Source organism: bacterium, from assembly GCA_036504735.1.
Taxonomy (GTDB): domain Bacteria; phylum Electryoneota; class RPQS01; order RPQS01; family RPQS01; genus DASXUQ01.
The window spans coordinates 211,937-224,443 of the sequence record DASXUQ010000019.1; the positions used below are offsets into that span (position 1 = coordinate 211,937).

General features: G+C 59.4%; 5 protein-coding genes. All 5 read right to left on the bottom strand.

Annotated features, from left to right (window positions below):
* Window positions 1-84 precede the first annotated feature (84 nt).
* Window positions 85-2,298 (bottom strand): hypothetical protein, encoded by a 2,214-nt coding sequence (locus VGL38_15370; GenBank protein ID HEY3296810.1) that lies wholly within the window; start codon window positions 2,296-2,298, stop codon window positions 85-87.
* A 70-nt stretch (window positions 2,299-2,368) separates the two neighbouring features.
* Window positions 2,369-3,454, bottom strand: a complete 1,086-nt coding sequence (locus VGL38_15375) for a PorV/PorQ family protein (GenBank protein ID HEY3296811.1) — start codon at window positions 3,452-3,454, stop codon at window positions 2,369-2,371.
* 36 nt (window positions 3,455-3,490) lie between these two features.
* Window positions 3,491-6,448, bottom strand: a complete 2,958-nt coding sequence (locus VGL38_15380) for a hypothetical protein (GenBank protein HEY3296812.1) — start codon at window positions 6,446-6,448, stop codon at window positions 3,491-3,493.
* Between the two features lie 62 nt (window positions 6,449-6,510).
* Window positions 6,511-8,550 (bottom strand): right-handed parallel beta-helix repeat-containing protein, encoded by a 2,040-nt coding sequence (locus VGL38_15385; GenBank protein HEY3296813.1) that lies wholly within the window; start codon window positions 8,548-8,550, stop codon window positions 6,511-6,513.
* Between the two features lie 63 nt (window positions 8,551-8,613).
* Window positions 8,614-12,384, bottom strand: a complete 3,771-nt coding sequence (locus tag VGL38_15390) for an outer membrane beta-barrel protein (GenBank protein ID HEY3296814.1) — start codon at window positions 12,382-12,384, stop codon at window positions 8,614-8,616.
* Between the last annotated feature and the right edge of the window lie 123 nt (window positions 12,385-12,507).

Below are 12,507 nucleotides of genomic sequence, written 5' to 3' on the forward strand. Positions count from 1 at the left end.
GAGTGCAAACAGCGAGGGCTGCGGAGAATTTTCCGCAGCCCTCGGACCTCACAACGTATCGATGATTTCGTCCCTGCGTCCGGATCAGGGATTCGGACGGCCGCCGCCGAAGTTGGTACTAAAGACGCGCGGCTGGTTGAAGAACAGGGCTTCATAGGCGATGACCGCGGCCACCTTCGTTCCACCCATTTCCGGCACGTAGTCGTTCTTGATAAAGGAAAGCGGGAAGGTGAACAGACCCGAACGGAACCGCGTCCACAGTTCGATATTGAATCGGCCCTGATCGCGGTTGTAGGTGATCACGCTCTGGTAGCGGATGTAGTTCGTCGCCACCGGCTGATCGTGGCTGGGTTGGATCGGAATGTAGGTGTAATCGACCTGCAGTGAATCCGAATCCTGCCAGGCACCTGCGGTTGCCGGCGTGGAGACCACAATGCGCCACTCGCCGGGAAGACCACTGGGCAGAATCTCGCGGTCCACGGCGATCACTTCGCCTGCTACGCCTCGTGTTGCATTGAACACACGGCTCACATTCAGAATCCGCGTGTGGCCTGCGGCGGGACGCAGATTGGCTCGCGACGGCGTGGAGGAGACTACCATGCAGTCCACATTGAACGCGCTATCTGACGCCAACGACGAGCAGGAATTATAGTTGTAGAGGGACACGGTATATTCCGTGCCGGAAGCGGCGCCGCTGCGGCCAAAGTAGTCCACCTCGGGCAGGCAGTAATAGCGCTGGCTATGGTAGATCATGCGGTGCACAAGGGCGGTATCCACTTCAAGGCCCGGCAGCAGCCGGTCGGTCGTCGTGGCGCCGCCGAAGTCCGCCGCTTGCGACATGTTGGTCGCCTGCTGACCCTTTGCGCACACCGTCGAAAGGTTGTGGTAATCGCGGAAATGGCGATCTGCCCAGTTGGAAGCCGTAGGTACAAGGTCGCCGCACTGAGTCAGACCGAAATCGCGGAAGACGCCGCGGCCTGAAAACAGAACCTGACCGCCAACCTTCATGTATTCCTGCAGCACCTTGACGCGAGATTGAATATCCGTCGGTGCGTTACGGGACAGATTGTCGGAAATGACCCAGACCCATTTGTAGTGACGGATATGGTCAATGGGCACCCGGTTATTGAGCGTGAAGTCCTTGTCAAGATACCAGTCGTACTGGTTCGGAATCGGAGTCGGATTCGCCAGCGGGTTTAGCGCACGCCACTGCTCGGCCAGCGCCAGACCTTCCGGGATCACGGCATTGTAAAAGTCCGTAATCTCCTGATCGTTGCGCATACCGAAATTGGTGGAGTCGATGCCGGCGGTGGGATGAGCAGTCCAATCCACCACCAAAAGCTGACGGTCGAAGTTGCGGCCCTCGACGGCGCTGACGGCGCGGAACGTCGCCCAGCATACCGAATCCGGTGTGGATTCGGTCAAGCCGTCGTCACGCACCTTGAGGTAGAATTTGTAGGACCCGTCCAGTTGGAAGTTCGGGTCAACGGCGAAGGCCGCCGCCGCCGCAAACGTCACCTGAGCCTCGGAACTCCATGGGCTCCATCCCTGGGCATAGCCGACGACATGGTTGCTGTCGTCCCGAATGGCATAGGGGAAGATTTCGCCGGTCGTCTCATTCTGCAGCATGTAGCTGTAGGTGAGCGGGATCACATTCAGCGCACGGCTGTCCGGATCACTTCCCTTCCACAGGAAACCGATGCCCGGATAGGTGGACGTCAGCGTGTCCCCCCAGAACAGGGTGTCGGGAATGTCATAGTGAAGCTGATAGTCCTGCGGTCTGTCCGGCGAAGTGCGGGTAACATCCAGCGCCCACTTGACCGACGGGGCGTAGGGCGGATTGTTGGTGCGGAAGAATGTGCGCACCTTGACGGAGGAGAACGCGCCCTTGTCGTCCACGCAGCGGAGCATGAACACGTGCTCCGTGATGGTCGTGTCGGCGGCGCGGCGCAGATAAACGGTGTCCGCGTTGCTGTACGTTGTCACCCAGGCTGAGGCCGGCAGCGAGTTGATGTACTGCTGCAGGGCCGCATCGCCCGCCCGGTACGCATTCACCGCGGCGGTATCGCCCGCGTCATGGTACTGGAAAGCGTTCACCAGACCGTCAGCATCGTACCCGTACCAGCGCACGACGGGAGCATAGCTGAAGGTCGTGCTGTCCAGCGGGATATTGACGAAATGAACCTCGGGCGCGCGATTTTCCGAAAGGCCGTCACCCAACCGGTTACATCCCCAGAAACTCGTCCCCAGGAAAATAGCCAGGATGACAGCCAGCAAAACTTTCGTTCGATGAAGCATAGTGGTCTCCGGTAGCGAACCGCACGCCAGCGCCGCGGCTCAGCAGATCTGCGGGATCCCTTCAGGAATGTTAAAAGATCGGCTTCTTAAACTTGTATCCGAGGGAGAAGCGGTGGATGTTGTCGAGGAACGTGATGCCGGTAAACGCGTAGTCTACACTCAAACCGATCTTGTCGAACCTGAAGCCGGCCCCAACGGTCGCGCCGTTCTGGAAGAACTTGCCGTCCGGCGAGAACAACGGGTATTCGGCAAACGGATCATAGTTCTTAGCGTCCTGACCGGCAAGAATCCGCTTCTCGTATTCGTCCCAACTGTACCGTTTGATGGCGTTGATCTTCTTGCCAAAGCGCAGGAAGGCCATGTTCTGGTAACCGTATTCCAGACCGATATTGTACACTTCAAGGTTATCGTTCGGGTGCGACCAGGATAAACCGAGCAGCAGCGCATGCGTGCCGACCGAGTCCGTGCCCGTCGTCCACTGGTAATCCTTGGTGTTCAGCAGGTATCCGGCCAAGCCGAACGTGAAGTTCATCGGCATGGGATAGGGCGTGTTCACCATCTTCATGTCCGGGCCGAAATTCGACGTCAGCATGGCGATGCGCACGCTGCGCCAGCCCGTGGCATAATAGGTGCCCACGTCGGCCGACCAGCCGTTGGCCGACTTATCGGCCAGCGTCTCGTTGATATACTTGATCGTGCCACCCACAGAGAACTTGTCGGTGAGCTTCTGACTGTACGTCAAACCGCCGGCGATGTCTCCTGCGGAGAATGTGCGTCCGGTGCCTTGCGGCATCAGAGTCGTGGTCTCGTCCATGTCGCCCGTCGTCAGATAGGTGACCGACACGGCCCACGCGCCATTCCATTTGTTCATGGGATGCGAAATCCCGAGGTATCCGTAGCTGAGTCCCGCGGCATAGTCCACATAGCTGACCATCGCCTCGGGGTCGGCCAGGCGGGCCAAGGCCCCGGGGTTGTGATAGATGGCGCTGGCATCATTGGCGACTGCCACATATGCCTCGCCCATTCCGACCGCGCGGCAACTCGGGCTGATTTTGAGGAACTGCACTCCGGCGGTTCCCACTTTGGCCTGAGCCCACACGGCTTGAGGAATCAGTGGAAGTACGGCCAGCAGGACAAAAAGCGGCCATCGCTTCATGGGAGGGTCCTTCCGTCTATATAAAGCATCTGAAGCTTAGCGAATGATGACAAACTTTCCGGTCTCAATCTTGTGTCCATTCCCCGGCGTTAAGTCTTCCACGGAGAACAGGTAAATGCCGGACACCACCTGTTGCCTGTTGCGGGAGTTGAGGTCCCACCGCTCGGAATTCAGACTCGGCCACGCGGACTTGTCGCCCGTCGTGTTGTGGGGAATGATCTGCACAAGGTCGCCGGCCACGGTGAAAATCCGGATCAGGCACTGGTCGGGCAGGTTCATGAACTCAAGGCGGCGGTCAGCCTGCGGATAGAATCCGGTTGTGCCGTCGTTCATATTCTCCCAGCTCCCTCCACCAGGGCCGCCGTAAGTCTGCGTGTAATCCTGGTAGGCACGGTACGGATTCGGCACCACGCGCACCGGATCGTGGGCACTGCCGGCGGGCGCCAGCAGCACCGCGTTGGCGGTGGGACGGGTCTCCAGCGGACCAAGCCCCGAATGCGGATCGCCAAAGTCCTTAGCCACCACGGAATAGTAACGCGGCCAGAGACGGTTCGCCTTGATATGATATTCGTACGTCGAATCGTTGCCCGCCATGCGGATCGATTCGAAGCCCGTATTGTTGCTCACCGCATGCAGCGTGCCACGCTTGCCCAGAATCGTGCTGTCACCTCGGCCCGCGGCCATCAAAGAATCGTACATCGCTTTGTTGACCGGGATCGTCATCATCGAATCGGTATCGATCGAGAAATAGGCGAAGTCCACCAGATCGAACTCGTCCAGCAAATTGTACTGGTCGTCCTGGTTTACATTGGCCCAGAGGATCTTGTAGCCTTCGAAGTCCTGCACCCGCGAGAAAGGATCACGGTAGTCGACATTTTCCGAGGACTTCTTCGCCCAGCGCAGAATCACTTCGTCGCCCCGCAGCTCGTAGCCGAGGCCGCCGATGTAGTCCTGGTCCGTACGCACCACACCGCCCGCATGACTCGCGGAGTTGTGGGTGCCGGGCAACGCGTAGAGCAACGCCGGAATCGGCGGAGGCGGCGGACCGGTAAAGTCCGGAACACCGTCGCCCTGATCGAGGAAACCATTCCCCGCCATCCAGCCCATATCCCAATCGCCCAGTTTCGGGACACCATGGTAGATCAGATTGTCAGGGATAATCTGGTCTTCGGAAGACCATGAATTATTGGCGTTGGAGACCGAGTCAATCCTGCCGTTGCGCTCCGAACCGTCACAGTCAGGCCCGGTGTAATAGCCGGCGAATTTCGCGTTAGCGCCGGCGTGCAGCGCCGGATCCCCTTCGGTGAAGTACCAGACGGGGATACTGTCATAAGGCTGGCTCGGATCGTTGCAGTTCCTTGGGCGGAAGCCGGCGGGCATTTCGGTATAGATACCGTCGGTGCCGACGTCCTCGCCGTACCAGCCATCGCCCACATCCGGTTTGCCGTCGCCATCAAGATCCCACATCGGCGTATCATGCATCCGGTTGTCGTAGACTTCCAACGCCCAACGCGCGTTCTGGCGCAGATCCGAGAAGTTGAACAGGCTCGAATCGATATTCTGGTTGGACGGCTGCGGATGGCTCGGATCGTGGAAGTTCTCGCCGCCCACGTAGGCGATCGTCATATTGAACTTCTCGCCCGGGTTCAGGCGGTAGATCCGACGGCCGGATTCGTCGGTATAGTCGTAGACGCCCAGCGGACCCCAGGACAGCAGGTAACGAGTATCGTACCCATTGGCAATGTCCGCGGCGTTCGGTGACGGGTCGTCCGTGCACCAGCCCTTGTTAATCGGATTGCTGACGGTGCCGATATTCTGCGGCGCAACCTGGGACATCTTGTCCACCATGATCTGCCAGAAATCGAATTCGCCGTTGCTCAGGATCTGATACTTGTGCTCGTCGCCCATCGGTGTTCCGAACAGGCGTGTCCATCCCATGCCCATACTGTCGCGGCGGCAGTAATCTTCCCAGGACGGGCCGTAGTCCAGCGTCACGTCGCCGTTCGAGATCCACCAGTTGAAGGAGGTCTTGAGGCGCGGGTTCGGACCGCGGATGACGCGGGTGCCGGTCACATTCGGGACAATCAGCGGACCGGACGTCATGGTTGGATCGCGCCCGTCGTTGTCCGCGATCCATGCCACGTTGATCGGAATCGTCACCGTATCGGCGCCGTTCACTTCCTGATAATTTTCCAGGAAGCCGCAAATATCGTCCGTGTGCTGATTGAGCATGTCCTTCCGGCCCACATCGGCGTCCACATACAGACCGACGTAGAGATTCTTCAGGAAGTTCGAGGCGATATTTTCGATCTCAAAATCCACGAGGATGAAGTCTTCGGCAAACGCCTGGCTGAACGCATAGGACTTCTGCGAAATCTTGATGCCCAGCGGACGATGCACACCGTCCACGGGATCGTTGTCCACGAAGCCGGGATCCTTCAGCGTGTCGGCGTAACTGCAGATGAAATCCTGATCCGAAACCGCATTGGCTTCATCGGTCACATACTCGCCGAGGCAGTTGGTGCGGCCGGGACGCGTCGAACGCTCAATGATGCCATTCGCGGCGCCGGGGCCAGGCCAGAATTCGTTGATCGACGGGGAAAACCAACCGTCGGTACCGGTACTGACGCGCTTGGTTTCGAATCCCTGTTCAACGATCAGCGCGCCGACCCACAGACCGGCCTGGAACAGATATTCCTGGCCGCTCCCTGCGGGAAATTCGCACTGGTCGGCCCACTGGTTGGGCGGACAGGGATTCTTGAGGGCGGTGCTCTGACCGGGGCCGTCATTTCCCAGGTAGCCGTGGTTGGTGATGTTCATCTTCATCTTGCCCACGTCATGAACCCGGTTCTGGGCGTTGGGCCGAGCGAACATTGGGCGCACCGGTCCACGGACCCGCGATGCGTCAAATGGTCCGTTCGCAGCCAGAGCACTCAGCGCCAGGCCGCAGACAAATGCCACCGATAAAACCACTCGAACAGATAATCTGTGCATAGATGTCAAACCTCCAGCGGGTAGGCGGCCGGTGCCGCGCCCGGTGTGTTCCAGCTTGAAAATCACTTTGAAGCGAGCCCGCCGGATGATTGCCGGATGGCTCCTGCGCCGACACTGCCGCCGTTCGGGCCGCCGAAGGCGCCCATATCCGTCGGCGAGCCGTCGGGATTCATGCCCGCGTTACGGCAGGGTGAGGAGGCGGACAGGTGGAAGTCCGTCTCGCCGGCAAACTGCGGATCCGCGTTGAGATCCGTCAGATGGGCGATTCGGTCTGCCGGCATGTAATTCCAGTCCGTGGAGTTCTGCCCGCTGATGTACACATGCCCGAAAACGTCGTTGTAGTCGAGAACCGGCGTGGACGATTCCACGACATACAGTCCGTACCGGTCGTTATGGTAGACGATCGTGTTGCGGAGATGCGGATCGCAGTTGTTGGTCATGTCCATGCCGTGATAGCCGTTGTGGGCAAACACGTTATTGGTGAGGACCGGACTGCTGAACGCCTCCAGCGCCAGACCGACCGTCACGTTGGAATGCACGATACAGTTCGTGATTTCCGCCGCCGTTCCCGCATTGCGCAGCCAGATGCCACGGCCGCGGCTGGCGCGGATCACCGTGTTGCGGATCGTCGTCGCAGAACTGTCCGCCTTGATGCCGTACAGACCGCACGCGTTGAACGTGCAATCCGCGACACGCACGGTGTCGGTAAAGTCGGGGGTCTGTGTGGCGATCTGCATGCCGTAGTCGAATCCGTGGTCGAACAGACAGTTCTCGAACACAACACCCGGCTTGTAGACGTCAACAACTTTATAATCCACCATATCCAGACCCCGCACCGTCGAAGGCGTAAACAGGGAGTCCGTATTGAAGAAGCGAATACCGCCCCACAGATCGCCGCCCGTCGCGCCCACCGAAATGCGCGCGCGGGACGTGGAGTTGCCGTCCACGATCAGCTTGCCATGGACTTCGATAGTGTACAGACCCGTGGTTTCGATGTGCGTCCCGGCGGGTATCGTCAGGATCGTGCCCGGATTGATGCGGACGTTGCAGGACATGCGGTAGGTAATGCCCGCATTCAGGGTGCCGGAGACCACGCCGCGCAGCTCGCCGCCCGACTGGACGTAGGGCAGCGTGCCCATGTCGGCGCGGGTATTGTCTACCTGGTCGAGGTCTTCACCCGCCGGGCCGGCATCAATGGCCGGTGAGCAGGATTGCAGCGCCAAATCGCTGCCGTCACGCAGCCACGTGCGGGGGGGATCCGCCTCTGTGCCCGTGTCGCCCATGTAGGTCAGCTTCGGATCCAGATCGATGTTGAAGAACCGGTCGCAACTGTCCAGATTCTGGTTGGTCTGGAATTTTACGCCGTACCGCGAGGAGTCGTATCCCATCAGGAACGAGATCGCGTGGTTGCCGCCGACGCAGTTGTAAGACACATCGGGGCGTCCGGTTTCGCCGACTCCTTCGGGGAGTTGCACCGATGTGTCGGCGCGAACCGCCGAAGCGTCGTTGAACGTCAGCACATTGTAGCGGATTCGCGGAGCGCTGCCCGCGCCCGTCATATAGACAGCATTGTTCTGATTGGCCACCACCACGCAGCGTTCGATAACCGGGCTCGAGTTGTTGATCGCCAGCATGCCGCGGTAGGTCTGCGCCTCGACGTTGGTGGTGTCCGTGTCATAGAACGCGCCCCAACTGAATACGCAGTGCTCAAATCTCGAAGGATCGGTGGGATTGTGCAGTTTGAAGCCGCGCCACTGCCCCATGGCCGGACTGGTGCGGGCCGACGTAAAGATAATCGGCTGGGAGGCCGTACCGACGGCGGTAATCTTTCCCGCCACGTCCACCCACCACAGACTGTCGAACATGATCTCCGTACCGGCTTGGATCTCCACGGTCCGGCCTTCGGGGATCACCCAGTTCTCCGACACAATGTACGGCCTGTCGGCGCGCGCGATGTAGGTCGCGTTTACGTCGAGGGGGATGCCGTCACGAAACTCGGGCGGCGGAGTCACGGGATTCGAGTCGGGCTTGGAACAGCCGATCAATCCCGCGATGATGAGCAGGCTCAAAAGGGAGCCGCGAAGGAGTTTAGATTTCACCATGGCTTTCATGGGCAAGATTCGAAAACGGGACGCGCCGAAACGCGATGAACGTAAACGTGCCGCTTACACCGACAGCTTCACGTGCAGCAGAATCTGCCGCGGTGCGCTGTAGTTGCGCGGATTCATGTCCGAGTCCGATCGGCCGGGCACCCACGTCGGATCCAGCCGATTGATGGATTCACCGGTGGTACCGGTGGCCGGATAGATGGCCCGGACGTTCCCGCGGTTCAGCAGGTTGTAGATTTCGAAGCCTGTGGCGAGCTTGAGCTTCTTGCTCAGGTTCCAGAATTTGTCGAACTTCAAGTCGGTCGAAACCGTCGCCGGCATGCGCGCCGAATTGGTCAGGATCTGATTGGCCGGAACCCCCGTCGTGTAGGTGGACGGCGTGTAGGGGTAGCCCGAGCCGTACGTGAATTCCAGCGTCGCCAGCCAGTTGTTGGGGATCTTCATTCCCAACGGCTTCGGATGATCCTTGTCGCTGATCATCAGCGTCAGGTAGGCCGACACCGTATGGGTCTGGTCCCAGTTCAGCGGGTGCTCGTCATAGTTTTCCGGCACGTTCGTGTTGCGGTTCAGCAAGCCGTCCGCCGCCGCCGACTCCTTGCCGTAGGCATAGGAGAAGTCATAGTTGGTGGTCAGGGCCCACATGCTCGAGAACTTCTTCTCCAAAGAGAATTCGAAGCCGCGGGCACGAGCGTATCCCAGATTGAAATAGCGGTTGAAAACCAGCGGGCCGTCGCGGAACTGGACGGTACCGATCTGGTTGAACACGTCACGGTAGTAACCCGCCACGTCAATCACCCAATCTTCCGCGAACTCCGAGTTCACGCCGACTTCGTAGGACACCGTCTTCTCATATTCGAGATTCGGGTTGCCGACGAGGGTGTTGGGAGACAGGTTGGCCGTCGCGCTCGTATAGAAGTACTGGAACTGCGGAGTCTGATAGTAATGCCCGTAGTTGAAATACAACTTGGACTTGGCGGAAATCGGATGGCTGATACCGAGACGCGGGGCAATCGTGAACCGGCCGCGCTGCGCCAGCAGGGCACCCGGCTGATTCTTATCGAGCTGCTTCTGCGTTTCGTCGATCAGGTCGTTCGGCTGGATGACGAAGTCGCTGCGCAGACCCGCGCGCACGATCATACCCTCGAACTCCATCTTGTCCTGCACATACAGTGCGCCTTCCCACGGACGATGCTTGTAAAAGTCGCGGATTGCGCCGCGGTCCGGATAGGGCGAACCGGCCGGCAGCGGAACGTCCGTATTGGTATACGGCTGGTCCGGACCGGAAATCGAATTCATCGTCAGCGTACGGTATTTGAGTTCGAAACCGGTCTTCATTTCGTGGAACTTGTTGACCTGGCTCGTCAGATCGAATTTAGCCGACCACTCGCTGGACTGGCGCTTCTCCCACAATGCCGTGGCGTCATACTGGCCGGGGTTGAGGAAGAAGTCCGGCAGGGGGTCCTGCGTGCCGTTGCCGTTATAATCGGTATAGCTCTCGCGCGGCAGGTGGCCGGTCTGGCCGGGATACAACTGCTTGCCGTTGTCCCATACATTGTTGGGCGGATCGAAGATCCAGTGGGCGCGCTGGCTGAAATCACTGCCACCGTCATCCAGCGTCACGTTGGTCCACGTGGACTTGCCTTCGATGTAGTGGTAATATCCGGGGATGCCGTTGGTCATCGGCAGGTTCAACCAGTCCTGGCCCGTGTAACGTCCGCCGGCGTCGCGCATGCCGTTGCCCACGTCGCCGTAGGTGTACAGTACGGGATACCGCGGATCCGTGCCGAATTCCATCCGGGCCGGATAGGTAAACAACTCGTATTCGTCGAAGGCGCTGTTGGGGCCGTCATAGATGCCGTCCGTCGTCGGCGTGCCCGATCGCTGGAAGGCGCTGACGTAGGAGCTGGGCAGATCGTACCAATACTCGCCCGAATCCCACACGCCATTGTAGTTGCCGTTCGAGTCGGGAAGATCGATAAACGGCTCGCCCGTGTCAAACCACTGGTCGCCATCGACGAACGGCTCGCCCAACGCTTCCTTGCTGGCGTCGAACAGGTCGCGCGTGTTGATCTTGCCGTCACTATTCTTGTCGTCGAAACCTTCGCCGAAACCGTCGTACTTGCCGTTCTTGTTGGCATCCTGGAAACGTTCGCCGTCCCATTTGCCGTTGTGGTTCCAGTCCTGCTCGGCAAGCTGCGGTTCCGCCGGATCCCAGCGACCGTTCTTGTTCAGATCCACGTAAGGATCCCACGGGTCCTTGACTCCGAGGTTGTTGCGTCCGGTGACCGGATCGGCAACATCGACCCACGGTTCGGCTTCATCATAGACGCCGTTGCCGTTCAGGTCTACCCAGTCTTCGCCGCGGTCCCAGCGGCCGTTGGCATTGACGTCATCGTAACCTTCACCCTGACCGTCATACTTGCCGTTGCGGTTGGCATCCACATAACCGTCGGGGAAACCGTTCTTGTCCTGGTCCACGCCACCCGTCACCCGGCGGCTGTCGTCCTCGGCATCCTTGGAGAGCGTAAACTCGTCCGGGTTCTTGCCGCGCGACCGAATCGTGGTATTGGTGGTGAAGTTGCCGACGCTGATTTCGTAGAGCGTCGTTTTCGAGACATTGTGGGAGAAAGACAGGCTGACGGACTGGCGGGTAGTTTCGTAGAAGGGACGGTTGGCGACATTATACTTGTACTGCCAGCCGTAATTGCCGTCGACCGCCGCTTCGCCGTCCGGATAGATGTCGTAAAGCTGATAGTCGCGCTGGAAGCTGAGGTTCAGCTTGCGCTTCTGATCCATGCGATAGGTGAACTTCCAGAACGTCGAGTAGTCGTTGTCCTGACGTTCGGGAAGTTTGATGCCGACGCCGAGAATGTCCGCGGGGCTGCGGCTGATGCTATAGGGCGTATAGGTGTTGCCCATGCGCGCCGTGCCCGAGGTGAAGAAGCTGAGCTTCTGCTTGCCCAGGAACCTGTCCGCAAAGGGAACCGGACCGGACAGCGAGTAATCGTACTGATCCTGATCGAAGCTGGCATTCCACAGCTTGTTGGACTGGCCGTAGAAGGGCTTGTACGGATCGGCGGTCTTGAACAGCCGGTCCGTGCGGTACTCGAGCACGCCCGAGTAGTCGGTCATCGAGCCTTCCGGCGTCGTGACATTAATCAGGGCGGCCTGGAAACCGCCGTAGCGGGCGTCGCCGCCCGTCAGCACTTCGATTTCCTCGACGTTCAGCGCGGACATATTGACGAGCTGCTTGGAACCGGTGACCAGCGGGTCACGGAAGTCCATGCCGTCTACCTTCACCAGCATGTCGGCGCCACGGCCACCGCGCACATGCATTTCGCCCGCCGGGTCCACCTTAAAGCCCGGCTGCTTCTTCAGCATGCCGGCAATGCTCGGGACGGCGCGGGTCTGCATGTCCTTGGCCGTAATACGCACTTCCTTCGACGAGACGTCAATCTTGACGGCAGGCGGCGTATACGTAATAATCTGTTCCGTCGTCTGAATGGCCTCTTCAGTGAGGGTCGCATTCAAGGTCGTCGTCAAATCGCCGCTGACACCGACATCCCGGAAGGACTGGGGAGCATAGCCGACACTGCTGATACGAACGGTGTAGGACCCCGGCTGCACGCCAAGGATCACATACTGGCCGTCCACACCCACCGCAGCGCCCTGCTTGGTCTCCGTCACCTGCACGGACGCACCGATCACCGGCTCACCGCTGGAATCCACGACCTTGCCGGCGATTTTGCCCGGTCCCGCCAACGCAGGACTCACGGCTAACATCAGGACGCCGGCAAGTAAAAAACCAAAGAATAAAACGCGTTTCATGAAGCAATCCTCGCAGTTGAGGAAGTCTTGTGGCAGTTTCTGCAACAAGGAAAGCAATCTATCGTCTAACAAAGGGAGGGCTTTGTGCACCCGGTAAACACACGACAGACCTTGACAGGACTT